The 25,793-nt window shown below is 72.9% G+C and carries 28 protein-coding genes, 2 tRNA genes and 1 pseudogene; 19 read left to right on the forward strand and 12 right to left on the reverse strand.

Going from position 1 to position 25,793, the window contains the following annotated elements; translation table 11 throughout:
* The first annotated feature begins 65 nt into the window (after positions 1-65).
* Positions 66-1,070, forward strand: a complete 1,005-nt coding sequence (locus IE177_RS12955; RefSeq protein ID WP_190015413.1) for an MASE1 domain-containing protein — start codon at positions 66-68, stop codon at positions 1,068-1,070.
* Positions 1,071-1,202: 132 nt separating this feature from the next.
* Here the strand turns inward: IE177_RS12955 and IE177_RS12960 are convergent.
* Together IE177_RS12960 and IE177_RS12965 are read right to left on the reverse strand one after the other, a co-directional pair.
* Positions 1,203-1,276: transfer RNA gene (locus IE177_RS12960), tRNA-Pro, on the reverse strand.
* Between the two features lie 151 nt (positions 1,277-1,427).
* On the reverse strand, positions 1,428-1,943 hold the full coding sequence (locus IE177_RS12965; RefSeq protein WP_190015414.1) for a hypothetical protein: 516 nt from the start codon (positions 1,941-1,943) through the stop codon (positions 1,428-1,430).
* Between the two features lie 130 nt (positions 1,944-2,073).
* Between IE177_RS12965 and IE177_RS12970 the strand changes: the two genes are divergently transcribed.
* Positions 2,074-2,418, forward strand: coding sequence for a cupin domain-containing protein (locus tag IE177_RS12970; protein WP_190015415.1), 345 nt, complete (start codon positions 2,074-2,076; stop codon positions 2,416-2,418).
* 126 nt (positions 2,419-2,544) lie between these two features.
* Positions 2,545-3,705, forward strand: a complete 1,161-nt coding sequence (locus IE177_RS12975; protein ID WP_190015416.1) for a Gfo/Idh/MocA family protein — start codon at positions 2,545-2,547, stop codon at positions 3,703-3,705.
* Positions 3,706-3,830: 125 nt separating this feature from the next.
* Here the strand turns inward: IE177_RS12975 and IE177_RS12980 are convergent, their stop codons facing one another.
* Complete coding sequence (locus tag IE177_RS12980) at positions 3,831-4,430, reverse strand: poly-gamma-glutamate hydrolase family protein (RefSeq protein WP_190015417.1); 600 nt, start codon at positions 4,428-4,430, stop codon at positions 3,831-3,833.
* Between the two features lie 197 nt (positions 4,431-4,627).
* On the opposite strand from IE177_RS12980, the gene IE177_RS12985 reads away from it, so the two are divergent.
* The gene (locus IE177_RS12985; RefSeq protein ID WP_190015418.1) at positions 4,628-5,659 is read left to right on the forward strand and encodes a Gfo/Idh/MocA family protein; all 1,032 of its coding nucleotides are present in this window, start codon (positions 4,628-4,630) and stop codon (positions 5,657-5,659) included.
* On the opposite strand, the gene IE177_RS12990 is transcribed toward IE177_RS12985, so the two are convergent.
* From IE177_RS12990 to IE177_RS13005, 4 genes are all read right to left on the reverse strand, one after another.
* Positions 5,640-5,834: a hypothetical protein gene (locus IE177_RS12990; RefSeq protein ID WP_190015419.1), complete on the reverse strand. Its 195-nt coding sequence runs from the start codon at positions 5,832-5,834 to the stop codon at positions 5,640-5,642. The two genes, IE177_RS12985 and IE177_RS12990, sit on opposite strands and share 20 nt — an antisense overlap.
* A gap of 110 nt (positions 5,835-5,944) precedes the next feature.
* Positions 5,945-6,883: an ATP-binding cassette domain-containing protein gene (locus IE177_RS12995; RefSeq protein ID WP_190015420.1), complete on the reverse strand. Its 939-nt coding sequence runs from the start codon at positions 6,881-6,883 to the stop codon at positions 5,945-5,947.
* A 3-nt stretch (positions 6,884-6,886) separates the two neighbouring features.
* On the reverse strand, positions 6,887-7,963 hold the full coding sequence (locus IE177_RS13000; RefSeq protein WP_190015421.1) for an ABC transporter permease: 1,077 nt from the start codon (positions 7,961-7,963) through the stop codon (positions 6,887-6,889).
* Positions 7,963-9,012, reverse strand: coding sequence for a substrate-binding domain-containing protein (locus IE177_RS13005; RefSeq protein WP_444545617.1), 1,050 nt, complete (start codon positions 9,010-9,012; stop codon positions 7,963-7,965). Before IE177_RS13005 ends, IE177_RS13000 begins: the two co-directional genes overlap by 1 nt.
* 222 nt (positions 9,013-9,234) lie before the next feature.
* Between IE177_RS13005 and IE177_RS13010 the strand changes: the two genes are divergently transcribed.
* Genes IE177_RS13010 through IE177_RS13020 form a run of 3 tightly spaced genes read left to right on the forward strand, consistent with a single transcriptional unit; the run spans position 9,235 to position 12,421 of the window.
* Complete coding sequence (locus tag IE177_RS13010; protein WP_190015422.1) at positions 9,235-10,548, forward strand: ABC transporter substrate-binding protein; 1,314 nt, start codon at positions 9,235-9,237, stop codon at positions 10,546-10,548.
* Between the two features lie 8 nt (positions 10,549-10,556).
* Positions 10,557-11,537 carry a carbohydrate ABC transporter permease gene (locus IE177_RS13015; RefSeq protein ID WP_190015423.1) on the forward strand — a complete coding sequence of 327 codons (981 nt, stop codon included), beginning with the start codon at positions 10,557-10,559 and terminating at the stop codon, positions 11,535-11,537.
* Positions 11,534-12,421, forward strand: coding sequence for a carbohydrate ABC transporter permease (locus IE177_RS13020; protein WP_190015424.1), 888 nt, complete (start codon positions 11,534-11,536; stop codon positions 12,419-12,421). The genes IE177_RS13015 and IE177_RS13020 overlap by 4 nt, the downstream gene beginning before the upstream one ends.
* 102 nt (positions 12,422-12,523) lie before the next feature.
* On the opposite strand, the gene IE177_RS13025 is transcribed toward IE177_RS13020, so the two are convergent.
* Positions 12,524-12,597 (reverse strand) — tRNA-Pro (locus tag IE177_RS13025).
* A gap of 105 nt (positions 12,598-12,702) precedes the next feature.
* On the opposite strand from IE177_RS13025, the gene IE177_RS13030 reads away from it, so the two are divergent.
* Both IE177_RS13030 and cobF read left to right on the forward strand, forming a co-directional pair.
* The gene (locus IE177_RS13030; RefSeq protein WP_190015425.1) at positions 12,703-13,221 is read left to right on the forward strand and encodes a DUF309 domain-containing protein; all 519 of its coding nucleotides are present in this window, start codon (positions 12,703-12,705) and stop codon (positions 13,219-13,221) included.
* A 140-nt stretch (positions 13,222-13,361) separates the two neighbouring features.
* On the forward strand, positions 13,362-14,132 hold the full coding sequence (gene cobF / locus IE177_RS13035) for a precorrin-6A synthase (deacetylating) (protein ID WP_190015426.1): 771 nt from the start codon (positions 13,362-13,364) through the stop codon (positions 14,130-14,132).
* Here the strand turns inward: cobF and IE177_RS13040 are convergent.
* A complete protein-coding gene (locus IE177_RS13040) occupies positions 14,092-14,865 on the reverse strand; it encodes a cobalt-precorrin-6A reductase (RefSeq protein ID WP_190015427.1) in 774 nt (257 codons plus the stop codon). The two genes, cobF and IE177_RS13040, sit on opposite strands and share 41 nt — an antisense overlap.
* A gap of 64 nt (positions 14,866-14,929) precedes the next feature.
* Between IE177_RS13040 and IE177_RS13045 the strand changes: the two genes are divergently transcribed.
* Positions 14,930-15,709: a TIGR01458 family HAD-type hydrolase gene (locus IE177_RS13045; RefSeq protein WP_190015428.1), complete on the forward strand. Its 780-nt coding sequence runs from the start codon at positions 14,930-14,932 to the stop codon at positions 15,707-15,709.
* A gap of 88 nt (positions 15,710-15,797) precedes the next feature.
* Here IE177_RS13045 and IE177_RS13050 read toward each other — a convergent pair whose 3' ends face one another.
* Positions 15,798-16,985: a thiolase family protein gene (locus IE177_RS13050; protein ID WP_190015429.1), complete on the reverse strand. Its 1,188-nt coding sequence runs from the start codon at positions 16,983-16,985 to the stop codon at positions 15,798-15,800.
* Positions 16,986-17,140: 155 nt separating this feature from the next.
* Between IE177_RS13050 and IE177_RS13055 the strand changes: the two genes are divergently transcribed.
* The 4 genes and pseudogenes from IE177_RS13055 to IE177_RS13070 all read left to right on the forward strand — a co-directional run bounded on the left by IE177_RS13055 (position 17,141) and on the right by IE177_RS13070 (position 19,971).
* The gene (locus tag IE177_RS13055) at positions 17,141-17,950 is read left to right on the forward strand and encodes an alpha/beta hydrolase (RefSeq protein ID WP_190015430.1); all 810 of its coding nucleotides are present in this window, start codon (positions 17,141-17,143) and stop codon (positions 17,948-17,950) included.
* Between the two features lie 124 nt (positions 17,951-18,074).
* Positions 18,075-18,419 (forward strand): DUF3140 domain-containing protein, encoded by a 345-nt coding sequence (locus tag IE177_RS13060; protein WP_190015431.1) that lies wholly within the window; start codon positions 18,075-18,077, stop codon positions 18,417-18,419.
* Positions 18,420-18,423: 4 nt separating this feature from the next.
* Positions 18,424-19,104, forward strand: a complete 681-nt coding sequence (locus IE177_RS13065; protein ID WP_190015432.1) for an endonuclease — start codon at positions 18,424-18,426, stop codon at positions 19,102-19,104.
* A 67-nt stretch (positions 19,105-19,171) separates the two neighbouring features.
* Positions 19,172-19,971 (forward strand): annotated as a pseudogene (locus IE177_RS13070) (SAM-dependent methyltransferase).
* A 21-nt stretch (positions 19,972-19,992) separates the two neighbouring features.
* Here the strand turns inward: IE177_RS13070 and IE177_RS35390 are convergent.
* On the reverse strand, positions 19,993-20,121 hold the full coding sequence (locus IE177_RS35390) for a hypothetical protein (protein WP_268253161.1): 129 nt from the start codon (positions 20,119-20,121) through the stop codon (positions 19,993-19,995).
* 105 nt (positions 20,122-20,226) lie between these two features.
* Positions 20,227-21,081 (reverse strand): Cof-type HAD-IIB family hydrolase, encoded by an 855-nt coding sequence (locus tag IE177_RS13075; RefSeq protein WP_190015433.1) that lies wholly within the window; start codon positions 21,079-21,081, stop codon positions 20,227-20,229.
* Between the two features lie 125 nt (positions 21,082-21,206).
* On the opposite strand from IE177_RS13075, the gene IE177_RS13080 reads away from it, so the two are divergent.
* The 5 genes from IE177_RS13080 to IE177_RS13100 all read left to right on the forward strand — a co-directional run bounded on the left by IE177_RS13080 (position 21,207) and on the right by IE177_RS13100 (position 25,727).
* Positions 21,207-22,055 carry an SAM-dependent methyltransferase gene (locus tag IE177_RS13080; protein WP_373305076.1) on the forward strand — a complete coding sequence of 283 codons (849 nt, stop codon included), beginning with the start codon at positions 21,207-21,209 and terminating at the stop codon, positions 22,053-22,055.
* Between the two features lie 72 nt (positions 22,056-22,127).
* Positions 22,128-23,531: a glutamine synthetase family protein gene (locus IE177_RS13085; protein WP_190015435.1), complete on the forward strand. Its 1,404-nt coding sequence runs from the start codon at positions 22,128-22,130 to the stop codon at positions 23,529-23,531.
* Entirely contained in the window at positions 23,531-24,712 is a 1,182-nt protein-coding gene (locus IE177_RS13090) for an amidohydrolase family protein (protein WP_190015436.1), read from the forward strand. The genes IE177_RS13085 and IE177_RS13090 overlap by 1 nt, the downstream gene beginning before the upstream one ends.
* A gap of 7 nt (positions 24,713-24,719) precedes the next feature.
* Positions 24,720-25,256 carry an NUDIX hydrolase family protein gene (locus tag IE177_RS13095; RefSeq protein WP_190015437.1) on the forward strand — a complete coding sequence of 179 codons (537 nt, stop codon included), beginning with the start codon at positions 24,720-24,722 and terminating at the stop codon, positions 25,254-25,256.
* Positions 25,257-25,277: 21 nt separating this feature from the next.
* Entirely contained in the window at positions 25,278-25,727 is a 450-nt protein-coding gene (locus tag IE177_RS13100; RefSeq protein WP_190015438.1) for a DUF4231 domain-containing protein, read from the forward strand.
* Positions 25,728-25,793: the final 66 nt, after the last annotated feature.

Below are 25,793 nucleotides of genomic sequence, written 5' to 3' on the forward strand. Positions count from 1 at the left end.
CGTGGAGGTTCGCGGGGATCCGGCGGATGATGGGCCGGGGGCGATGTCGAATCGGAGGTCGCCCGATGGCTGTCGTGCGGCGCGAACGGCTCCGGCGCAGCGGCCTGGCCGTCCTGGAGAGCGGTGTCATCGCCGCGCTGTACTTCGGTTCGGCGGAGGCGGGGCTGCTCCAGCAGCTGGTGCGCGGCCAGGTCACCCCGCTGTGGCCGCCCAGCGGCATCGCACTGGCGAGCCTGCTGGTGCGCGGCCCGCGCGTCTGGCCCGGGATAGCGCTGGGCGCGTTCCTCGTCAACGTGTCGCTGGGGCCGTCGGTGTGGGCCGTGCTCGCCATCGCGGCGGGGAACACCCTGGCGCCCGTCTGCTCCTGCGTACTGCTGCGCCGCACCGGGTTCCGCGAGGAACTGGTCCGGCTGCGGGACGCGCTGGCGCTGATCTTCCTCGGCGCGTTCGCCGGGATGCTGATCAGCGCGACGGTGGGCACCGGGACCCTGCTGCTCACCGGTGCGCTGAGCTCCGCCGGCTTCTGGCCGGCCTGGTCGGTGTGGTGGACCGGCGACGCGATGGGTGTCCTGGTGGTGACGCCGGTCCTGCTCGTCCTGCGTTCGGCACGCGTGCCGAGGGGCGCGCCGGCGTCCCGGTGGGTGGAGGGGCTGCTGCTCGTGGCGGCCACGGTCGGTGTGGGCGTCGTCGAGACCGGGCGTGCGCCGCTGCTGTTCCTCGGCTTCCCGCTGCTCATCTGGGCGGCCTTCCGCTTCCAGCTGACCGGGGCCGCGCCGTGCGCACTGGCCGTGTCGACGTTCGCGGTCATCGCCGCCTCCCGCGGGTCGGGTCCGTTCGCCGGTCACGACCTGCTCACCAAGATGATCACTCTGCAGGCGTTCAACGGCTCCGCCTCGCTGACCGCGCTGCTGCTCGCGGCGGTCATCAGCGAGCGGAACGCTACCCAGCGCGAGATCGCGGCGGCCTGCAGCAGGCTCGCCGCGATGGCGGCCCGGATCGCGACCGGCGATCACAGCCGGATGTTCGCCGCGGAGGAGAGGGGGGAGAACGAGGAGGCGGAACGGCAGTGAGACCCGAAGGGGCGCTCGGGGGTGCCGCGCGCGGCCGTGGCCCGCGGGCGCCTGACCCCCTCGACGACGAAGGGCCCCGCCCCACCGAAGTGGAACCAGGCCCTGACCTGGGAACGAACCCCAAGTACTCTGTCGGGACGACAGGATTTGAACCTGCGACCCCTTGACCCCCAGTCAAGTGCGCTACCAAGCTGCGCCACGTCCCGTCGCGTCCTCACCCGGGGAGGCCCCGCGTGATCACGCAGGTCAACCCTACCGCACCCGCGCCGGTGCCCGCGTCCGCCCGGGAGGGCTGCGACCGGTGGCCGCGGACGGCGCCCGGCGACCGGAACCCGTGGCCCGCCCCGTGCCGGCGCCCTACTTGATGAGCGCGTTCGCGACGACCACGACCATCCCCAGCAGCGCGTCGGTCAGGCCGACGAGGACGGCGGCCGGCCAGCTCCGTGCGGACTGGCGCGCGGTGACCAGGCCCAGGACGAAGAGGATGCCGATGTTCAGGCCGAACGCCGGGTACTCCACGCCGTTCGGGGGCCACCAGCCCCAGCCGGCGCCCGCGAGCAGGAACACCGTCGGCAGGACGGCGGTGACCAGCGGCCACTCGTGGACCAGGGTGCGCAGCACCTCCCAGCGGCGGTGCGGGGCGCGTTCGGCGATGTAGTGGGCGTAGCCGTGGGCCAGGGCGGAGGCGAACGCGGTGACCAGCAGCCAGAGGGCGTCGTACCGGCGGCCCGCGGCGGAGGTGCGGCCGTACCGGGTGAGCGCGGCGACCATCGAACTGGCGAGGACGGCGCCGTATACACCCCCGAACAGGAAGGCCTCGCGCGTGTCGTGCCGCCGCGGCGGCGCACCGGCGGCCACCGGGCTGTCGGCCATGCTCCCACGATCACCCGGGCCGGTCCGGTCCGCGACCCCGGCGGGCCCGACGTTGTGTCCTGCCGGCGGGCCCGTTCCCGCACACACTGTCGGCGTCGCCCCGGCCCGGACCCTGGTTAGGGTCGCCCGTATGACGCACAGCTTCGCGCTCCACATCCCCGACGCCGACCTGGTACCCGAACCCCTCGCCCCCGAGCAGATCGTCTCCGGGAACCCGGAGGTGACCGGGAAGGTGGTCTGGGAGTCGCCGGACGGCCGGCAGCTGCGCGGGATCTGGCAGATCACTCCCGGCGTGGTCACGGACACGGAGGCGGACGAGCTGTTCGTGGTGGTCAGCGGCTCGGCGACGATCGAGGTCGAGGGCGGGCCGACGCTGACGGTGGGGCCCGGCGACATGGCGGTGCTGCGAGCGGGCGACCGTACGACGTGGACCGTGCACGAGACGCTGCGCAAGGCGTACGCGATCAGCCTGTGAGGCGGCCCCCACGATGCCGTCGCACCCCGGAGGTCCGGGCGTCGGCGCGGCCGGCGCACGCTTGACAGGCACTCCATGTCCGGACACGGTGGCCGGGCGGGGAGGGCCGTCCGAAGAGGGGCTGTCATGGTGGATGCGCTCGGTGTCGCGGTCGTCGGATTCGGCTGGATGGGCCGGGTGCACACCCGGGCGTACGCCCGCCTTCCGCACCACTACCCCGGGCTGCCCCTGCGGCCGCGCCTGGTCACGGTGGCCGAGGAGGTGCCGGGACGGGCCGAGGAGGCGGCCGGGCGGTTCGGCTTCGCCCGCTCCACCCGTGACTGGCGGGAGGTGGCCGCCGACCCGCGGGTCCAGGCCGTCAGCATCACCGCGCCGAACTTCCTGCACCGGGAGATCGGCGTGGCGATGGCCGAGGCCGGCAAGCACATCTGGATCGAGAAGCCGGTGGGACTGACCGGCGAGGACACCCGCGCGGTCGCGGACGCGGTCGCCCGGTCCGGCGTGCAGGGCGCCGTCGGCTTCAACTACCGCAACGCGCCCGCCGTCGAGGCCGCCCGGGAACTGCTCGCCTCCGGCGGGATCGGCACGGTCACCCATGTGCGCATCCGCCTGTTCAGCGACTACGCGGCCCATCCGGAAACCGCGCTGACCTGGCGGTACGAGCGGGAGCGCGGCGGCAGCGGGGTGCTCGGCGACCTGGCCTCGCACGGCGCCGACCTGGCCCGCTTCCTGCTCGGCGACATCGCCTCCGTCACCGCCGACACCGCGGTCTTCGTGCCGGAACGCGCCCGCCCGGCCGGCGTCACCGCCGGCCACGCCCGCGCCCCGGGCGGTGAGCCGGGCCGGGTCGAGAACGAGGACTACGCCGGCTGCCTGCTCCGCTTCGCCTCCGGCGCCCGCGGCGTCCTGGAGGCCTGCCGGGTCTCGGTCGGCGAGCAGAACAACTACGGCTTCGAGGTGCACGGCACCAGGGGCGCGGTGTTCTGGGACTTCCGCCGGATGAACGAACTGGGGGTGAGCCGCGGTACGGCGTACCAGGACCAGCCGGTGAGCACGGTCCACGTGGGCCCCGGCGCCGGCGAGTACGCCGCGTTCCAGCCGGGCGCGGCCAACGCGATGGGCTTCGACGACCTGAAGGTCATCGAGGCGTACCGCTTCCTGCGGTCCGTCGCCGAGGGCACGCCGTACGGGGCGACGCTGCGGGACGCGGTGTGCAGCGCGGCCGTGCTGGACGCGATCACGCGCTCCGCTCGCAGCGGCTCGTGGGTGGACGTCGGCGCGGGCTGAGCGCTCCCAGGGCCTCTCGTTCGGATCATGCCGGGCTCGCGGGCCCTGGCACCGCTCCCCCACTCTCGGCTTCGCTCGAGCGGAGGTACCCCAACCGCCGCGTTGTCCCGCGCCGCGGCGTGCCGTCAGCCGCCGGCCGCCCGCACCGCGCCGTGCAGCTGCGTCACCCCCGCCGCCAGCGCGTCGGCCACCGGCTCAGGGGGGATGTCGGTGCCGCCGCTGGTGCGGGCCAGTAGGGGCAGTTCGACCTGGACGCCGCCGAGAGGGGCAAGGTTGACCGGGTTCCTGGGGTGCAGGCCCCGCAGCCCGGCCGGGATCGCCGCCAGGTCGACGACGGCCGGGAAGGACGGCGCCTTGGCCGCGAGCGCGCCCGCGAGGACGCGGGCGGCGTCCCGGTTGCCGCCGCCGAGATAGACGGTGCGCGGCGCCCCGGCCCGCATGTGGCCGTGCAGGGAGACGGTGAGGGAGACCCCCGCCAGGAACTCCCGCAGCAGTGAGCAGTGCTCCGCCGCCATGCGCGGGGACGGGATGTGCACGGGCCGCCGTGCCCCCGGCTGGGTGAAGACCAGGCTGGTGGCGCCGCAACGGCGTGCCACGATGCGGGCGAGTTCCGCGGTGCCGCCCTCGTTGCTGCCGTGCAGCGCCAGCAGCCCGATCCCGTCGCCCGGTACGAGCGTCGCGAGCAGCGGGACCCCTTCGATCTCGACGTCCTCGGTGCGTGTCATCGCTTCCTCCCGTAGGGGGAACGGGTGGCCCATGGACCGGCTCCTCGAAGGGCTTTCGACGGCTTCCCGCTGATTGTCCGAAGGGTTTGTACTGACAAGAATGGCAGGGCCGCGATCCGGCTGCCGTCGGACGGGCCCGGCCGGGCGGACGGGGCCGGCGGCGTCCGCGACCACTCACAACGGAAGCAGCGAAGCGCATGCGTATCGGAATCCTCGGCCGCGGCCGCATCGGCGCCTTCCACGCCGGAACCCTCCACGGGCTGGACGCCGTCGAGTCGCTCGTCGTCGCCGACCCGTCCGCCGGCGCCGCCAGGGCCGCCGCCGAGCGGTTCGGGGCGGAGGTCGCCCACTCGCCACAGGCGCTGCTGGCGGCCGGGGTGGACGGCCTCGTCGTGGCGGCGGCCACGGACGCCCATCCGGCGCTGATCCGGGCCGGCGTCGAGGCGGGCGTCCCCGTCTTCTGCGAGAAGCCGGTCGCCCGCACCATGGCGGAGGGCGTCGAGGTGTTGAAGGCCGTCGCGGGCAGCGGCGTCCCGATCCAGATCGGCCTCAACCGCCGCTTCGACACGGGCTTCGTGGCCGCCCGGGCCGCGGTACGGGCAGGTGAGCTGGGCAGGCTTCACACCGTCCGCTGCACGACCCTGGACCCGGCGCCGCCGCCGGCCGCGTACATCGCCGCGTCCGGCGGGATCTTCCGGGACTGCTCCGTGCACGACTTCGACGCCATCCGCTGGGTGACGGGCCGAGAGGTCACCGAGGTGTACGCGGCCGGCGGCAACCGGGGCGCCGGACACATCGAGGAGGCGGGCGACGCCGACACCACCGGCGCGGTCCTCACCCTGGACGACGGCACCCTGGCGGTGGTGTCCAACTCCCGCCACAACGCCCGTGGTTACGACGTACGGATGGAACTGCACGGCTTCCAGGACTCGATCGCCGTGGGCCTGGACGACAGACTGCCGCTGCGCTCGGTCGAACCCGGTGCGGCCTTCCCGTCCGGGACCCCGCACGACTTCTTCATGGACCGCTTCGCCGCTGCCTACCGCGCCGAACTGGCCGCGTTCACCGAGGTGGTGGCCGGCACCCGCCCCTCGCCCTGCACGGTCGAGGATGCCCTGGAGGCGGCCTGGATCGCCGAGGCCTGCGTGCTGTCGCTGCGTGAGCACCGGCCGGTGACGGTCGCGGAGGTGCGGCGGGACCGAGCCGCTGTCAGCCGCAGTACCGGATGAGCCACTCGTCCGCGTTGTACATGTCCCGCGCCGGGTCCGGCGCGGTCGCCGGGCTCGTCTCGACCATGTCCTCCGGGCGTGTCCGCTCGGGCAGCGTGCTGAAGCGGTCGAGGCGCTGGACCGCCGCGTCGGCGCTCTCCCGCGCGCTCTCCCCGGATCCGGTGCGCTGTGTCATATGGCCCTCCCGTCCGAGCGCGCGTCCCCCGTCGTGGTTCCCGACGCGCGCGTGCCTCCCGTTGGTTCCCGGCCGTCCACACACCGAATCCGATGTAGTTCAAAAGGAAATCAGGTTCCGCCGGAGGGCGGAGCAGGGTCAGGAGCTGCCTTCCGGGGGCGCCGCCAGGGGGCGGTGAGGTCCGCCTCCTCGGGCAGCTCCCGCGCGTCGACGCCGCGCACCTGGGCCAGCTCGTGCTTGAGGGCCGCGAGTTCGGCGCCGCCGGCCATGTGATCGGTCAGCTCCTCCAGGCCGACGTCGCCGCGGTCGGCGGACAGCTCCAGGGTGCCGAGGCGCAGCACGCTGAAGTGGTCGCCGACCATGTAGGCGTGGTGGGGGTTGTGGGTGATGAAGACGACGCCGAGACCGCGGTCGCGGGCGGCGGCGATGTACTTGAGGACCACGCCGGACTGCCTGACGCCGAGGGCGGCCGTCGGTTCGTCGAGGATCAGTACGCGGGCGCCGAAGTGGACCGCGCGGGCGATGGCCACGCTCTGGCGCTGGCCGCCGGAGAGGGTGCCGACGGGCTGTTCCAGGTCGTCCAGGACGATGCCCATGTCGCGCAGTTCCCGGTCGGCGGTCCGCTTCATCCGGGCGATGTCCAGGCGGCGCAGCGGCCAGGGCCCCTTGGTCAGCTCGGAGCCGAGGAAGAAGTTGCGCCACACCGGCATCAGCGGGACGGTGGCGAGGTCCTGGTAGACGGTGGCGATGCCGCGTGCGAGGGCGTCGCGCGGCGTGGCGAAGCGCACGGGCCGCCCGTCGACGAGGAACTCGCCCTCGGTGTGCCGGTGCAGCCCGGAGACGATCTTGATGAGGGTGGACTTCCCTGCGCCGTTGTCACCGAGCACGCAGGTCACCCGGCCGGCGTCGACCGTGAGGTCGACGCCGTGCAGGGCCCGGACGTTGCCGTAGGACTTGCCGGCGCCGCGCAGTTCGACCAGGGGCGTGTCCGGTGCGGGCGGGGTGCCCTCGGCCCCGGCGCCGTGGGGCGTCGTCGTGTCGTCTGTCATCGGTCACCTCCGGGTAGCGGTGCGCCGTACCCATAGATTGATCAGGACGGCACCGAGCAGCATCACGCCGAGGAACGCCTTGAACCAGTCGGGGTTCCAGCCGGCGTAGACGATGCCCTGTTGCACCATGCCGAACATGAACGCGCCGAAGACCGGGCCGATCGCGGAGCCCTGGCCGCCGGTGAGCAGGCAGCCGCCGATGACGGCCGCGGCGATGTAGATCAGCTCCTGGCCGACGCCCTCGCCGGACTGCACGGTGTTGAAGGAGAACAGGTTGTGCATGCCGACGAACCAGGCGCCGAGACCGACCAGCATGAACAGCGTGATCTTGGTGAACGTGACGGGGACGCCGACGGCGCGGGCGCTCCCCTCGTCACCGCCGACGGCGAAGACCCAGTTGCCGTACCTGGTGCGCAGCAGCACCCAGGTGGCGAGGGCGGCGAAGACCAGCCACCAGACGACGGTGATCTTGACCTGGACGCCGCCGGCGTCGAAGGACGAGGCGAAGATCCTCCGGGCCTGGCCGAAGCCGTCCATGTCGCTGATGTCGTCGGTGGCGACGTTGTCGGTGACGAGCTTGGTGACGGCGAGGTTGACGCCTTGCAGGATGAGGAAGGTGCCGAGGGTGACCAGGAAGCTGGGCAGCCCGGTTCTCACCACCATCCAGCCGTTGAGGGCGCCGATCGCGAGGGACAGGACCAGGGCCACGACCACCCCGGTCCACACGTTCACGGTCAGCTGGTAGCTGAGCATGCTCGCGGCGAGCGCCGAGGTGATCACGGCGACACCGGAGGACAGGTCGAACTCGCCGCCGATCATCAGCAGGGCCACCGGCAGGGCCATGATTCCGATGGTGGAGGACTGGTAGAGGATCGTGGCCATCGAGCTGCCGTGGCGGACCGATGGCGCGGCGACCAGGAAGAAGACCAGTACGGCGGCGGCGCCCAGGAATACGCCCACTTCGGGCCGCGCCAGCAGCCGGAGCACCGCCGGGCGCCGGGCGGCGCGGCCGTCGGCTCCCCCGGGGCCGGGCGTCTGCGGCGTGCCCACCGCGGACCCCGCGCGCTGGGCCGTGCTCATCACCGGGTGCCCTTGGCGGCGAACTCCGCCACCTTGCCGACATTGGACCTGTCGACGAAGGCCGGGCCGGTGAGCACCGGCTGGACCCCGCCGCCGCTGTAGTTGCCGTTGTTCTCGTAGAGCCACAGGGAGTCGACCGCCAGGTAGCCCTGCAGATAGGGCTGCTGGTCGACGGCGAACTCGACCGAGCCGTTCTTGACGGCCTTGACCAGCGCCTTGTTGAGGTCGAAGGTGGCCACCTTCGCCTTGCTGCCGGCGTCCGACACCGACTGCGTGGCGGTGAGGGCGAACGGCGCGCCGAGGGTGACGACCGTGTCGATCCCGTCGTCTTCCTTCAGCTTGGCGGTGACGGTGGACTTCACGGAGGGCATGTCGGCGCCGTTCACGTAGAGGGTCTCGGTGGTGCCCCTGAACGTCTTCTTGACGCCGTCGCAGCGCTGGGTGAGGCCGACGTTGCCCTGCTCCTGGATGACGCAGACGATCTTCTTGGCGCCGGTCGTGTTCAGCTTGTCGCCGAACGCCTCGCCCGCGACGCTCTCGTCCTGGCCGAAGAACTCCAGCAGGCCGAGTCTCTTCCAGTCGCTCAGCCCCGAGTTCAGCCCGACCACCGGGATGCCCACCCGCCGCGCCTGGCCGATGACGCTCTTCATGGCGTCCGGCTTGGCGAGGGTGACGGCTATGCCGTCGGCCTTCTGGTCGATCGCGTTCTGCACCAGGTTCGCCTGGACGCCCGCGTTCGGGTCGTGGGAGTAGACCAGTCTGACGTTGTCCTTGGCGGCCGCGGCCTCCGCGCCCTTGCGGACGGTGTCCCAGAAGGTGTCGCCGGGCGCCTGGTGGGTGACGAGCGCGACGGTCATCCGGGGGGTGCCGGCCTTGCCCGCGGAGGCGTTCGCCGCCGACTCCTCGGCCTTCTTGCCGCCGGAGCCGCTGGAACAGCCGGCCAGGATGAGGGCCGCCGCGGCGGCCACGGCCATGAAGAGGGCCGGCCCGCGGGAGCGGTGGCGAGAAGAGCGGTCGCGAGAAGAGCGGTGGCGAGAAGAGCGGTCCATCGTTCCTGCACCTCACTGTGCTAGGGGGAAGGGACGCTGCGCAGTCGAATCACGTTTCGGGCAAGAGGCTCCCCAGTACGGCCCCGCCTATTGACGCGTGAGCGGACATGGGGCTGTTATTACGCCCACGCTGTTCGGTCGAGTTGATTTCTGAGCGGTTTCGATGAGCTGCGGGGATCGACTCACCCCGTGACCGAGCCCCGGATTCCCTCAGGAGCCGCCATGCGCCTCTCCACCTCCGGCCGTCCCCTCCCCGCTCCCAGCCGCCGATCGCTGCTGCGCGGAACGGGCGGCGCCGCCCTGCTCGCCGGTGCCGGCATACCCCTGCTGTCCGGCTGCGGAGGCAGCGGTTCCTCCTCCGACCCGAAGACCGTCACCGTCGGCTCCAACGCCTCGGACGCGGTGCCGAAGAAGGCCTTCGAGAGCGTCTACGCGGCGTTCCGGAAGCGGTCGGGCATCAGCGTCGACGTCAACACCAAGGACCACAACACCTTCCAGGAGCAGATCAACTCGTATCTGCAGGGCACACCCGACGACGTGTTCAACTGGTTCGCCGGCTACCGCATGCAGTTCTTCGCGGCGAAGAAACTGGCCACGCCCGTCGACGAAGTCTGGGCGAAGATCGGGGGCAACTTCCCCGAGGCGATGAAGAAGCTCAGCAAGGGCGAGGACGGCAAGTACTACTTCGTGCCGCTGACGACCTACCCGTGGGCCGTCTTCTACCGCAAGAGCCTCTTCCGGCAGCGCGGCTACGAAGTCCCCGTCACCTGGGACGACTTCGTCGCCCTGCTCAAGCGGATGAAGAAGGACGGCCTGGTCCCGCTCGCCTTCGGCGACAAGGACGCCTGGCCGGCGATGGGCACCTTCGACCAGATCGACTTCCGGCTCAACGGGTACGACTTCCACGTCCGGTTGATGGCGGGCAAGGCCTCCTGGACCGACGCGAGGGTGAGGGCCGTCTTCGACCACTGGTCCGAGATCCTGCCCTACCACCAGGACGGCTTCATGGGCCGCACCTGGCAGGACGCGGCGCAGACGCTGGTGTCGAAGAAGGCCGGCATGTACCTCCTGGGCTCCTTCGTGGGCCAGCAGTTCACCGACAAGGCCGACCTGGACGACCTGGACTTCTTCCCCTTCCCGGAGATCAACCCCGCCTACGGCCAGGAGACGGTCGAGGCGCCGACCGACGGCTTCATGGTCAGCAGATCCCCGAAGAACCACGCGGGCGTCGTGAAGCTGCTGGAGTACCTGGGCGGTCCGGCGGCGGAGGAGCTGTACCTCAAGACCGACTCGAGCGTGGTGGCCGCCTCCGGCAAGGCCGACACCTCCGCCTACTCCCCTCTGCAGAAGAAGGCGTTCGACATGATCGCCGGCGCCAGGAGCCTCACCCAGTTCATGGACCGCGACAGCCGCCCCGACTTCACCTCGACGGTGATGCAGCCGGGGCTGCAGAAGTTCCTCCAGAACCCCAAGGGCGTGGACGGCCTGCTGTCGTCCATCGAACGCCAGAAGAAGACGATCTTCGCGTCCTCGTGAGCGGCCCCATGACGACCGACACGACGACGAAGAGCCCACGGCCGGCCGCCGTGCCGCCCGCGGGCACCGCACCCGCCGGGAAGCGGGCCGCACGAGGCCACGAGCGCCTGCTGACGCGCCGTGACCGGATCACCCTGGCCCTGATGGCGGGCGTGCCCACCCTCCTGCACGTGGCCCTCGTGTGGGTCACCGCGATCGCCTCCGTCCTCCTCGCCTTCACCAGCTGGGACGGCATCGGGTTCGGCTCCATCAGGTGGGTGGGCCTGGACAACTTCACCCAGCTCTTCAAGGACAACCCGCAGTTCTGGCCGGCTGTCCAGCACAATCTCATCTGGTTCGGGGCGCTGATCCTCGTCCCCACACCGTTCGGCCTGTTCCTCGCCCTGCAGCTGGACAAGCGGATCCGGTTCAGCCGGCTCTACCAGACCGCGTTCTTCCTGCCCGTCGTCATCTCCATGGCGTGCATCGGCTTCGTCTGGCAGCTCGTCTACAACCCGGACACCGGCCTGATCAACAGCGTCATCGGCGCCAACCGGCCCGGCCACTACATCGACTGGATCGGCGACCCCGCCCTCAATCTGTGGGCCGTCCTCATCGCCGCGTCCTGGCGGCACACCGGCTACATGATGATCCTGTACCTGGCCGGCCTCAAGAGCGTCGACCCGTCCCTGCGAGAGGCGTCCGCGCTGGACGGCGCTACCGAGTGGCAGTCGTTCCGGCACGTCGTCTTCCCCACGCTGCGCCCGACCAACACGGTCGTCCTCGTCGTCACCATCATCGAGGCACTCCGCGCCTTCGACCTGGTCTTCGTCTTCAACAAGGGCGCCCAGGGCACCGAGTTGCTGTCGATCCTGGTCACCAACAACATCATCGGCGAGTCCAGCCGCATCGGGTACGGCTCGGCCATCGCCGTCGTCCTGCTGGTGATCTCCCTGGCCGTGATCATCCCGTACCTGATCGCCACCTTCCGGAAGGAGCGGCGCGCATGAGCGGCACCCCCCACCCGCTGAAGCGGCGCGCCCCGGTCCGCCCGGCCCGGATCCTGCTGCACGTCTTCCTCGCGGCAACGGCCCTCGCATGGCTGGCGCCGCTGCTGTGGGCGGTCTTCTCGGCGCTGCGCCCGTACGGCGAGACCAGCGCGAAGGGGTACGTCTCCTGGCCCGACACGCTGAACCTCGACAACTTCGAGAACGCCTTCCGGCAGTCGGACATGACGCACTACTTCGGCAACACGCTGATCATCGCGGTGCCCGCCGTGCTGCTCACGCTGTTCCTGTCGTCGATGGTGGCCTTCTACGTCAGCCGCTTCGACTTCCGCCTCAACCTGGCGCTGCTGCTGGTGTTCACGGCCGGCAACCTGCTGCCCCAGCAGGTCGTCATCACCCCGCTGTACCGGCTGTACCTGCTGACGGACCTGCCCGGCGTCACGGCCAGCGGCAAGCTGTACGACTCCGCGCTCGGCCTGGTCCTGATCCACGTGGCGTTCCAGTCCGGGTTCTGCGCGTTCGTGCTGAGCAACTACATGCGCTCGCTGCCGCACGAGCTGACCGAGGCCGCGCTGGTCGACGGCGCATCGGTGTGGCGGCTGTACTGGCAGATCACCCTGCCGCTGTGCAAACCGGCCATGGCGGCCCTGGCGACCCTGCTGTCCATCTGGATCTACAACGACTTCTTCTGGGCGCTGGTGCTGATCTCGACGGGCGAGAACATGCCGATCACGTCGGCCCTGAACAACCTCTCCGGCCAGTACTTCACCGACCCCAACCTGGTCGCCGCGGGCTCCCTGCTCACCGCGATCCCCACGCTGATCGTGTACTTCGTGCTCCAGCGCCAGTTCGTCAGCGGCCTGACCCTGGGCTCCGGCAAGGGCTGACCGCGGGGCCGGACGGCCAGCAGTTCGGCGCGCCTCACCGAAACAAAAGGAGGGCCGTTTCACACGTCTCGTGAAACGGCCCTTCGACCTGCGAATCGCAAGTCGGGACGACAGGATTTGAACCTGCGACCCCTTGACCCCCAGTCAAGTGCGCTACCAAGCTGCGCCACGTCCCGGTGCGTTCACTCGCGGTGACCCGCGTGATCGCGCGAACAGCACTTTACCCCACCTCCGGCGGTGCGCCGAACGGGGCCGGGGCGGTGCGGGGGACAATCGGCCGTATGACGAACGCGGGCGCATCGGGGGCCAGGGACCGGGACGAGGAGGGACGGGCCCGCAACGCCCGGCCCCGGGACGGACTCGGCCGGCCGCTGCCACACGGCACGGAGGGCGTGGCCCGGCAGCCGGAAGGTGTCGTGCGGGCGCCGCTGGAGACGGTCGCCGAGGCGCAGGCGCTGCTGGCGGCGGGGAAGCCGTTCCACGCGCACGAGGTGTTCGAGGACGCCTGGAAGTCGGGACCGCCGGAGGAGCGTCCGCTGTGGCGGGGGCTGGCCCAGCTGGCGGTGGGGCTCACCCACGCGGCGCGCGGGAACGCCGTCGGCGGGGCGCGGCTGCTGCGGCGCGGGGCGGGCGCGGTGGAGGAGTGGGCGGCCCTGCGGGGCGAGGACCGGCCGTACGGGATGGACCTGACCGGCCTCGCCCGCTGGGCCCGGGAGCTGGCCGGGCGGGTGGAGCAGGGCTCCGGGCCGGTGGACGCGGGCGCCGAGGCCCCCAGGCTCGGGTGGCGGACGGCCGGATGACCGGGAGGCCGGGAGGCCGGGAGGCCCGGCACGCGCCGGGAGGCCGGGCACGCGCCGGGAACCGGCGGGGCGGGCTTCGTGGTGACGGCGCGTGCGGAGCCGGTGGACGGGTCGTCAGTGGTATGCGGCAGACTCGGGGCGTGCGAAAGATTCATGTCATCGGTATCGGCGCGGGCGACCCCGACCAGCTGACCCTGCAGGCGGTCAGGGCGCTGCGGAGCACGGACGTGTTCTTCCTGCTCGACAAGGGCGAGGTGAAGAACGACCTGACGCAGCTGCGCCGGGACATCCTGGACGCACATCTGGACGAGGGGTCGTACCGGGTCGTGGAGGCCCGGGACCCGGAGCGGGACCGGAGGGCGGGCGGGGCGGCGTACTCGCCGGCGGTGGACGACTGGCGCAGCGCGCGTGCGGGGATCTACGAGCGGCTGATCGCCGGGGAGCTGGGCGAGGACGGCACCGGCGCGTTCCTGGTGTGGGGGGATCCGGCGCTGTACGACAGCACGCTGGGGATCCTCCAGGAGGTGCTGGAGCGGGGCGCGGTGGCGTTCGAGTACGACGTCGTGCCCGGTATCAGCAGTGTCTCCGCGCTGGTCGCCCGGCATCGTACGGGGCTCAACCGGGTGGCACGGCCGGTGCAGATCACCACCGGGCGGCGGCTCGCCGAGGGGTTCCCGGCGGACGTGGACGACGTGGTCGTGATGCTGGACGCCCAGCAGGCCTTCCGCCGGTACGCCGGCGAGGACATCGACATCTACTGGGGGGCGTACATAGGCACCCCGGACGAGATCCTCGTCGCCGGCCCGATCGCCGAGGCGGGCCCGCGCATCGAGCGGCTGCGCGCCGAGGCACGCGAGCGCAAGGGCTGGATCATGGACACGTATCTCCTGCGCAGGAACACCGGGGGCTGAGGCCCAGCCGCTCCAGTACGCCGGCCACGTCGGGCACCGCCGTCACCCCGGCCGGCAGCTCGGGGCGGCGTACGACGAGCACCGGCAGCCCCAGTTCCCGTGCGGCCGTCAGCTTCGCGGCCGTCGCCCCGCCGCCGCTGTCCTTGGTGACCAGGACGTCGATCCGGTGGGCGCGCAGCAGGTGCGTCTCGTCCGGCACCGTGAACGGGCCGCGGGCGAGGATCACCCGGGTGTCCGCGGGGAGCGGCGGCTCGGGCGGGTCGACCGAGCGGACGACGAAGCGCAGGTCCGTCAGGTGAGCGAAGGCGGCGAGACCCAGGCGTCCGGTGCTGAGGAACACCCGGCGGCCCAGGCGGGGCAGCGCCTCCGCCGCCGCTTCCAGCGAGCTGACGAAGCGCCAGTCGTCACCGGGGCCGGGCCGCCAGCCGGGGCGGCGCAGCACCAGGGCGCGGACCCCGGTGGCCGCCGCCGCACGGGCCGCGTTGGCCGTGATGGACTCGGCGAAGGGGTGCGTGGCGTCGACCAGGACGTCCACCCGGTGCGCCCGCAGCCACTCGGCGAGGCCCTCCGGCCCGCCGAAGCCGCCGGTCCGCACCTCGCCCGCCACCGCTGCCGGGCGGGCGACCCGGTCGGCCAGCGAGGTGGTGACCCGGACACCGGGGCGTTCGGCGAGGTCCGCGGCGAGACGGCGGGCCTCGGTGGTACCGCCGAGGATCAGGACGTGCGGGGACATGGGGGTGAGCGTACCGAGGCGGTACGGGCCGCCGGGCCGCCGCCCGCGGGGCTACGGTCGGAGCATGGAATCCGTTCGTGGCGTCCTGATCGACATCGACGGTGTGCTCACCGTCTCCTGGAAGCCGCTGCCGGGTGCGGTGGAGGCGCTGGCGAGGATCCGCGCGGCCGGGTACGGGGTGGCCCTGGTGACCAACACGACGTCGCGTTCCCGGGCGTCGATCGCGCAGACGCTGTCGCGGGCCGGCTTCGAGGTGGACGCCGGGGACGTGCTGACCGCGCCCGCCGCCACGGCCGCCCATCTCGCCGAGCACCACCCCGGCGCCCGCTGCGCCCTGCTCAACAGCGGTGACGTCGGGGCGGACCTGGGTGACATCACCGTGGTCGACGACCGTCCCGACGTGGTCGTCCTCGGCGGTGCGGGGCCCGAGTTCGACTACGCGGCGCTGAACCGGGCCTTCGGGTTCCTGCAGCGGGGGGCGCGGCTGGTCGCCATGCACCGCAATCTGTACTGGCGGACCGACACCGGGCTGCAGCTCGACTCGGGCGCCTTCCTGCTCGGGCTGGAGCGGGCGGCGGGTGTCGAGGCGGAGGTCACGGGCAAGCCGTCGCGGGCGTTCTTCGAGGCGGCGCTGTCCCGGCTGGGGGCGGACGCGGAGCAGGCGCTGATGGTGGGCGACGACATCGAGTCGGACGTCCTGGCGGCGCAGCGGGCGGGGCTGACGGGGGTTCTGGTGCGCACGGGCAAGTACCGGCCGGGGACGCAACGGCACGCGAGCGGCGCACCCGACCACGTCGTGGACTCCTTCGCGGACGTACCGGCGCTGCTCGGCCTACCTCAGTAGCGGCTGCACCGCGCCCACGACCGTCGCCGCGACGACGAGTTGTTCGCAGAGCCGCGCACGCGTGGCGCCTCGCGGCGCGAGTCGCGGCTCAGTGCCTCTCGACCAGCACGGCGCTCCCCTGTCCCACGCCCACGCACATGGTCGCGAGACCGCGCCCGGCGCCCGTGCGCCGCATCCGGTGCAGCAGCGTCGTCAGGATGCGGGCGCCGGAGCAGCCGAGGGGGTGGCCGAGGGCGATGGCGCCGCCGGTGGGGTTGACCAGGTCCGGGTCGATGCCCAGCTGGTCGACGCAGGCGAGTGCCTGGGCGGCGAACGCCTCGTTGAACTCGGCCTCCCGCAGGTCGCCGATCTCCCAGCCGGCCCGGGCCAGCGCCTTGCGGGTGGCGGGGACGGGGCCGATGCCCATCACGTCGGGGTGGACTCCGGCGGACGCGCCCGCGACGTAGCGGCCCAGGGACTCCAGGCCGAGGTCGTTCAGGGCCTCCTCGCTGACCACCAGCAGTCCGGCCGCCCCGTCGTTCATCGGCGAGGCGTTGCCCGCGGTGACCGTGCCGCCCTGGCGGAAGACCGGCCGAAGCCGGGACAGCTTCTCCAGCGAGGTGTCCTCGCGGACGCACTCGTCCTGCTCGACCACGATGCCGTCGGGGCGCTCGACGGGCAGGAGTTCGTCGTCGAAGTGCCCGTTCTTGCGCGCGGCGGCGGCGAGCCGGTGGCTGCGCAGCGCGAACTCGTCCTGGCGCTCGCGGGAGACGCCGTAGCGCCCGGCGACCTCCTCGGCGGTCTCCCCCATGGACAGCAGGCCGTGCAGGTCCTTCATGGCGGGGTTGACCAGGCGCCAGCCGAGCCGGGTGTCGTGGGTCTCGATGCGGTGCGGCAGGGCCTCGTCGGGGCGGGGCAGCACGAACGGGGCGCGGCTCATCGACTCGGAGCCGCCGGCGATCACGATGTCGGCCTCGCCCGCGGCGATCGTCCGGGCGGCGGCGGTGACCGCTTCGAGGCCGGACGCGCACAGCCGGTTGACGGTGGCGCCGGGCACGGACTCGGGGAGCCCGGCGAGCAGGGCGGCCATGCGGGCGACGTTGCGGTTGTCCTCGCCGGCCTGGTTGGCCGCGCCCCAGTAGACGTCGTCGATCCGGGCGGGGTCGAGGGCGGGCACGTCGGCCACCAGGTGGCGGATCACGGTCGCCGCCAGATCGTCGGGCCGCACGGAGGACAGGGCTCCGCGCAGCTTGCCGATGGGGGTGCGGCGGGCGGCCGCGAAGTGGACGGGACGCACGGCTGGGACTCCTGACCTACGACGCTGTGGATCAGCTGAAGACGGCGTGGCACCGCGGCGCCACTTAATTAGCACTGCTAGTTTTGGACTATAGACCTTCGGGCGGCCCCCTGGGAAGATCTCCCCACGCCCGCGCCGAGACAGCCGGAGGAGCCATGCCCCACGTCCGAGAGCACGCCCTCGACGGCACCCGCGGCGCCGTCGCCGTCCACGAGTGGCCGCATCCCGCACCGCGCTTCCTGGCGCTCCTCGCGCACGGCTACGGCGAGCACGCGGGCCGGTACGAGGAGCTAGCCGCCGTGCTCACGGGGCACGGGGCCGCCGTGTACGCGCCCGACCACATGGGACACGGAAGATCCGCGGGCGAGCGGGTGCTGATCGAGGACTTCGAGGACGTGGTCACCGACCTGCACGCCGCGGCGGACCTGGCCCGGGCCGCGCACCCCGGCCTGCCGCTCGTCCTCGTCGGCCACTCCATGGGCGGCCTGGTCGCGGCGCGCTACGCCCAGCGGCACGGAGCGGAGCTGAGCGCGCTGGTGCTGTCCGGTCCGGTGATCGGCGCCTGGGAACTGCCCGGGCGGCTGCTCGCCCTGGACGAGATCCCGGACACCCCCATCAGCCCGGCGTCGCTCTCCCGGGACCCGGCCGTGGGCGCCGCGTACGCCGCTGATCCGCTGGTGTGGCACGGGCCGATGAAGCGCCCGACGGTCGAGGCCTTCGCACGGACGCTGGAGACCGTCGACCGGGGCGGCGACGTCGGCGGTCTGCCGCTGCTGTGGCTGCACGGCGACGACGACCGGCTCGTTCCGCTGTCCGGCAGCCGGGTGGGGGTGGAGCGGCTCGGCGGCGCCCGGGCGGCCGAGCGGATCTTCCCCGGGGCACGGCACGAGGTCTTCAACGAGACGAACCGGGCAGAGGTCTTCGCCGAACTGGTCCGCTTCCTCGACACGGCACTTCCCCGCTGATCAGCCCGTTTGTGTCCCTGGGCAGGGGGCACCCGCCCTCCGGATAGGACGCGGCGCGGCACCGGGCCGAGAGCCGGCCGCACCGAACGCCCGGCACGCCCCCGGCAACCGGAAGGGGAGACCCATGGCCGACTCCATCGAATTCGACGCGTTGTGGGAGGACTTCCACCGCGTGGTGAACATGACCTCGGCGGAACTCGCGGCGTGGCTCAGGGTGCGGGACGCCGGCGAGGCGGCGGAGCCCCTGCCCGAGGAGGCGGGGACACCGACCGGGCAGCACGTCCTCGCGATCCTCCAGAAGCGGCGCACGGACCTCACCGACGACGACGTCCGGGTGATGCACCGGGTCGTCGACACCGTGGGCGACCTCGTGGACATGGAGGACGAGCCCGAGCCGGAGACCGCGGCCGCGGACACCCGCCGCCGGCACCGGCTGATGACGCTCGGCCACGACCCGCTCAAGCCGTAGGCCCGTGAACCACGGCGAACGGTCGGACCGTCAGCCCGCGGACCACGGCGAACGGGTCGTGCGCGAGCTGGTGTCCGCGTACGGGCGGACGTACGCCGAGGAGGCGGGCATCCGGCTGAAGAACACCCCGCAGCCGCTGTACCGGCTGCTCGTGCTGTCCCTGCTGCTCAGCGCCCGCATCCGGGCGTCGGTCGCGGTGGCCGCCGCCCGGGCCCTGCACGAGGACCGCCTCGACACCCCGCGCCGCATGGCCGGGGCGGACTGGCAGCGACGCGTGGACGCGCTGGGCCGCGGCGGCTACCGGCGCTACGACGAGCGCACGGCGACCCAGCTCGGCGACGGCGCGGAGCTGCTGCTCGACCGCTGGCGGGGAGACCTGCGCCGGCTGCACGAGGAGGCGGGCGGCGACACCGGCGAACTCGGCCGGCTGCTGCAGGAGGAACCCGGGGTGGGCCCGGCCGGCGCCGGCATCTTCCTGCGCGAGGCGCAGCGGGTGTGGCCGGACGTCGCGCCCTACATAGACGGCAAGGCCCTGTCCGGGGCGCGGCGGCTCGGCCTGCCGCAGGACGCGGACGAGCTGGTCTCGCTGGCCGGGGGCACCCAACCGGCCGTACTGGCCGCCGCGTTGGTGCGCGCGGCGCTGGACAGGCGGGTGGCCGAAGACTGTCTGCGCCGGGCCGCGTGATCGTGCCAGACTGCTGCTCGCACGTCCCGGAACGACCGCCGGGACCAGCCGAGCGGAGGAGCAGCGCGTGACGGGGACCGAGCCGGCCGCAGCGTACATAGACACCACCCGGCCGCATCCGGCCAGGGTGTACGACTGGTTCCTCGGCGGCAAGGACAACTACCCCGTCGACGAGGAACTCGGCCGCCGGATCACGGCGATCGACCAGGGCGCCCTGCGGGCCGCACGCGCCAACCGCGCGTTCATGCACCGGGCCACGCGCACGCTGGCCGAGAGCGGCGTCCGCCAGTTCCTGGACATCGGCACCGGCATACCGACCGCGCCCAACCTGCACCAGATCGCCCAGTCGGTGACGCCCGGCGCACGCGTGGTCTACGTCGACAACGATCCGATCGTGCTGGCCCACGCGCACGCGCTGCTGCGGGGCACGCCCGAGGGCGCGACGGAGTACGTGCAGGCCGACGCCCGTGACCCGAGCACCATCCTGGAGCGGGCCGCCCCGGTCCTCGACCTGGACCGTCGGTGGCCCTGTCCCTCATCGCCCTGCTCCACTTCGTCGCCGACGAGGACGGCGCCCACGACCTGGTGTCGACCCTGGTCGACGCGCTGGCACCGGGCAGCGCCCTGGTGCTGACCATGATGACGGCGGACTTCGAACCCGGGAACGTGCGCCGGGGCATCGACGCGTACGCCGCGGGCGGTGTGACCCTGGTGGCCCGCTCCCACGACGAGGTGGCCGCGTTCTTCCAGGGGCTCGACCTGCTGGAGCCCGGCATCACGTCCGTCGCCCGGTGGCGTCCCGGGGACCGCGTGGACGAGAAGGACGGCCCGGTCTCGCTGTACGGCGGAGTCGCGCGCAAGCCCTGACGGGTCTTCCCCGCTTTCGTCTCACCCGCCGCGCCGGCTCGCCACGGCCCACACGACGAAGGCGAGGATGGCGATGGCGAAGGTGACCCAGGTGGGCATGGCGTCCGCGCCCTTGTAGGCCAGCGTCTCGTTCGCTTGCGAAAGATGCACGGGATCTCCTGGTGGCCGGGGCGGGGGGCGCCGGCCCGGCGGGCGCCCGCTCTCGGAGAGTCCTCGTACCCTGCTTCGGCGCCCCGATTCCGTACCGGGCGGGTCCTACAGGCCGAGCACGCGGGAGATGGTGCGCAGCACGCCGTTCTCGTTGTTGGACGGGGCCAGGTGACGGGCCCGGCGGACGACGTGCGGATGGGCGTTGGCCATGGCGAAGGACCACTCGGCGGCGTCGAGCATCTCCAGGTCGTTGAGGTAGTCGCCGAACACCATGGTCTGCGCGGGCGTGATGCCGAGCGCCCGCTGGAGGCCGCGCAGGGCGGCGCCCTTGTCGGCGGTGCGGTTCATCACGTCGACCCAGTGCTCGCCGGAGACGACGACCTGGTGCGTGGCGGCGAACTCCGCGAGGGCGGGCGCCGTGGAGTGCTCGGCGGGCCCGAAGTCGAACACCGCCACCTTGATCATCTCGTCCTCGACGGCCGTGACGTCCTCCACGATCCGGTGCTCGGCGTAGTACTTGCGCACCTCGGCGAGGAACGCCTCGTCGCTGCGCTCGACGTACGCCGCCCGCTTGCCGCACACCACGGCGCCGACGTCCACGCCGCGCGCGGCCAGCCGCCGCACCGTACGGGCGACCTCCGGCGCGACGGACCCCCGCAGCGGGTCGGAGCTCAGCTCCACCCCGTCCCGGACCACGTACGTGCCGTTCTCCGCTATGAACACCATGCCCTCGGCGACGTCCGCGAACTGCCGGGCCAGCGTGGCGTACTGGCGGCCGCTCGCCGGACTGAACAGCACCCCGCGCCGGCGCAGCTCGGCGAGCATCGGCCACAGCCCGGCGGGGATCCGCTTGGCGTCGTCCAGCAGGGTGCCGTCCATGTCGGTGACGATCAGCCGGATGTCGGCGGGGCCCGAGGGCAGCCCGGGGACGTCGAGGAGGGGCGTGGGCGTGACGGGCATGGCCTGCTTCCGGTCGGCGGCGGGGTACGCCGTCCAGTGTCCCCCATGGTCCGAAACCTCCCGGAGGCGCCCCGAACCGCCCACAGTGCACGGTTCCCGGGACAGCGCGATCACCGGGCGGCACAATGACGGGACGAGGCGCGTGCGAGAAGGGCGGCGACGTGACCGATGGCCACTCCCCGGCGGCCGGACCGGCGAAGCTGAACACCTCCGTGGCGCACAACGCCCGGGTGTGGAACTACTGGATCGGCGGCACGGACAACTACGAGGTCGACCGGCGCGTCGGTGAGCACGTCGCGGGGATGTTCCCGGTGATCCGGTCGGTCGCCCGCGCGGACCGGGAGTTCCTGGCGCGGGCGGTCGGGTTCCTGACGGCCGAGCGCGGGGCACGGCAGTTCCTGGACGTGGGGGCGGGCCTGCCGACCGTGGACAACACCCACCAGATCGCGCAGCGGATCGCCCCCGAGTCACGGATCGTGTACGTCGACAACGACCCGATCGTGCTCGTGCACGCCCGCTCGCTGCTCACCAGCTCCGCCGAGGGTGTGACCGACTACGTCGACGCGGACGTGCACGATCCGGACGCCATCGTGCAGCAGGCCGGCCGGACGCTGGACCTGGGCCGGCCGGTCGCGGTGCTGCTGCTGGGCATCCTGAACTTCGTGCTGGACACCGGCGAGGCCCGGGACGTCGTGCGGCGGCTGATGGCGGCGGTGCCCTCCGGCAGCCACCTCGTGCTCACCCACCCGACCCACGACGCCGACGTGGGCGGCGAGGGCAACGCCGCCGCGATGGAGTTCTGGAACGCCCACGCCACCCCGGAGATCACCGCCCGCGGCCGGGCGGAGATCGCCGGGTTCCTCGACGGTCTGGAACCGGTCGAACCGGGCCTGGTGCCGTGCTCGCAGTGGCGCGCGGGACCGGCGCCCGCGGCCCCGGTCCCGCAGTACGGCGCGGTGGCCGTGAAACCCTGACCCGCGGGTCCCGCGCCCCGCCGCCCACGAGGAGTCCGCCGCCCGGAGGCACAGCCCAGCGAGGAGCCACGTATGACCACCCTTGCCGACCCCGTGCCCGGCGGGCGTCCCGGCGATCTGCGCCGGGTCGCCGCGCTCACCGCCGGTCTGGCCGCGCAGGGCGTGCGCGGCGTCGTGCTGGCGTACGTCGACACCGCGGGCGTCGGCCGGGTGAAGACGATCCCCACGGCCAGGCTGGCCGCGGCCGTGTCCTGGGGCGTGGGCATGTCGCCGGTGTTCGACACGTTCCTCGCCGGCGACTCGATCGTCACCACCGACGTGCTGGGTTCCCCGGACGGCGACCTCAGGCTCTACCCGGACCTCGACCGGCTGGTGGCGCTGGCCGGGCAGCCCGGCTGGGCGTGGGCGCCGGTGGACCGGATCACCCAGGAGGGCGCCCGGCACCCCGGCTGCGCCCGCACGTTCCTGCGCCGGACCGTCACCGGCGCCGCCGCCCGGCACGGTCTCGCCTTCAAGGCGGCCGTCGAGGTCGAGTGGACGGTCGGGCTCGGGTCGGCGCCCGCCGGGGAGTTCGTCCCGGCGGTCTCCGGTCCGGCGTACGGCGCGATCCGCCAGGTCGAGCTGAGCGACTACACCGCCGATCTGCTGGCCGCGTTCGACGCGCAGGACGTGGACGTCGACCAGCTCCATCCCGAGTACGCGGCCGGGCAGTTCGAGATCTCGGTCGGCGCCCTGGACCCGGTGGCGGCGGCCGACCGCAGCGTCCTGGTGCGCCAGACCGTGCGGGCCGTCGCGCAGCGGCACGGGCTCAGGGTGTCGTTCTCGCCCGCCGTGAGCGCCGAGGGCGTCGGCAACGGCGGCCATCTGCACCTGTCGTGCTGGCGCGAGGGGAGAAACCTGCACGCGGGTGGCGAGGGCCGGTACGGCATGACGGGCGAGGCGGAGTCCTTCGCGGCCGGGGTGCTCGCCCGCCTCCCGGCGCTGACGGCGGTCACCGCCCCCAGCCCGGCCAGTTACCTGAGGCTCAGGCCCTCCCAGTGGGCCGGTGTGTTCACCGCCTGGGGCCGCGAGACCCGCGAGGCGGCCCTGCGGGTGATCACGGGCACGGCGGGCCGGCGGGACCAGGAGGCCAACATCGAGGTCAAACCGGTCGACCTGGCCGCCAACCCCTATCTCGCCCTCGGCTGCGTGATCGCCGCCGGCCTGGACGGCCTGAAACGCTCCCTCGCCCTCCCGGAGGAGATCACCGGCGACCCGGCCCGCTACGGCCCCGACGAGGCGGCGGCGCTCGGCGTACGGCGGCTGCCGCGGTCGCTGCCGGACGCCGTCGAGGAGTTCCGCGCCGACCAGGTGCTGCGGGACGCCCTCGGACCGGTCCTGGCGGACGCGGTGAGCGCCGTACGGCTCGGCGAGGCGACCGCGGTGGCCGGGCTCGACGACGACCGGGTGGCGGCGGCCTACCGCTGGGTGTACTGATGACGGCGGACCTGACCGGACCGGTCCACGAGGCGCTCGCCGGCCTGCCCCTGGTGGACCACCACTGCCACGGCGCCGTGGCCGCCGACCTCACCGCCGCGCAGTTCGAGTCGCTCATCACGGAGGGCGAGGCCTGGCCCGGCGTCTCCCCCTTCGACAGCCCCGTCGGCGTGGCCGTGCGCCGCCACTGCGCGCCCCTGCTGGACCTGCCCCGGCACGCGCCGGCGGCCGATTACCTGGCCCGGCGCGCGGACCTCGGCTGGCCGGAGGTCAACCGCCGTTTCCTGGCGGCGTCCGGGACGGAGGTGTTCTGCGTGGACACCGGCTACGCCCCGCACCCGGTCACCACCCCCGCCGAACTGGCCCGCGCGGCCGGGGCCGCCGCCTGCGAGGTGGTACGGCTGGAGCAGCTCGCCGAGGCGGTGGCCGCGCGGGGCGTGGCGGCCGGCGCGTACGCGGCGGACTTCCGGGCGGCCGCCGAGGAGGCCGTCCGCCGGCCGGGCGTGGTGGCGGTGAAGTCGGTGGCCGCCTACCGCACCGGGTTCGCGCTGGACCCGGCGCGCCCCACGGATTCCGAGGTGACCGGGGCGGCCGCCCGCTGGCTCGCGCGCGGCGGACGCCTCACCGACCCGGTCCTGGTACGGCACCTGCTGTGGACCGCCGTCGACCTGGGCCTGCCCCTGCAGCTGCACACCGGCTTCGGCGACGCGGACGTACGGCTGCACCACGCGGACCCCGCGCTCCTCACCGACTGGCTGCGCCTGACGTCGGGCACCGTGCCGGTCCTCCTGCTGCACTGCTGGCCCTACCACCGCCAGGCCGCCTACCTGTCCGCCGTGTTCGAGCAGGTGTACCTGGACGTCGGGCTGGCCCTGCACTACACCGGTCCCGCCCGCTGCCGGGCGGTGCTCGAGGAGGCCCTGGAGATCACGCCGTTCCGCAAACTGCTGTACAGCTCGGACGCCTACGGTGTGGCCGAGTTCCACCACCTGGGCGCGCTGGCCTTCCGGCGGGGACTCGCCGGCCTGCTGCAAGCCCGCGTGGACGCCGACGAGTTGAGCCTGCCCGACGCCCTGCGGATCGCGGCCTGGACGGGCCGCGACAACGCCCGGCGCCTGTACGGACCGCCCGTATCCGAAGCAGCCCGCGCATCCAGCGGGCGCCCCACCCGGAAAGTATGATCAAGCAATGTCTGACATGACCGAGACCACGCCCGGCTGGCTGACCACGGACGAGCTGGAGATGTCCAGGGCCCGGATGCCGATCCTGTACGTCGAGGCAGTGCCCGTCCGCGTGGACGACAGCGGTGAAGTCACCAGCATCGGGGTACTGCTGCGCATCGGCCCGGACGGGACCGTCAGCCGGACCCTGGTCTCCGGCCGCGTCCTGCACCACGAGCGGGTCCGCGACGCGCTGCTGCGCCACCTGGAGAAGGACCTCGGCCCGGTCGCCCTGCCCCGCATCCCCCCGTCCCTGCAGCCGTTCACGGTCGCCGAGTACTTCCCGACGGCGGGCATCACCCCGTACCACGACCCGCGGCAGCACGCGGTGTCCCTGGCCTACGTCGTGCCGGTGACCGGCGACTGCCGCCCCCGGCAGGACGCCCTGGACCTGGTCTGGTTCAGCCCCCAGGAGGCGGCCTCGCCGGCCGTGCAGAGCGAGATGCCGGGCGGCCACGGGGTCCTGCTGAAGCAGGCGCTGGCCCACATGGGCCTGTCCTTCTGACCGGCGGCCTCTGGGGGACGGATGACGCAGAACACGGAGGGTACGGCCGACGCGGAAGCCGGCCGTACCGGGGACGGCACCGCCGCCGAACGGCTGCCGGCGGTGCTCGCCGAGGAGATGGCGCGGGAACTGCGCCGCTGGCGGGTCGCGACGGTCAACTACGGGGTGACCTACTACCTCAGCAGGATCCTGCTGATCGTCGCGAGTGCCGTGGTGGCGGCGGACCAGAACCTGGGCGACAGCAAGTCGGAGTGGCTCATCGCCTGGGTGCCCCTCCTCGCCCTCGCGGTCGCGGTGCTGACGGCCGTCGACACCTGGCTGAAACCGCAGCAGAAGTGGCGGGGGTTCATGGAGTCCCGCGACGCGCTGGCCGACCTGGTGATCCAGGCGGGTGACGGCATGACGTCACGGGAGGTGCGGGAGAAGTTCCTGGAACTGCGCAGGCAGCACCGCGAGCGGAACATCTTCTGACCGCCGCGTCCCCCGCCCGCGCGGGTGGCGCGGGCGGGCGGGCGAGTGACACCGCCGAGGTGACGC

The sequence above is a fragment of the Streptomyces lucensis JCM 4490 genome (genome assembly GCF_014650035.1).
Taxonomy (GTDB): Bacteria; Actinomycetota; Actinomycetes; order Streptomycetales; family Streptomycetaceae; genus Streptomyces; species Streptomyces lucensis.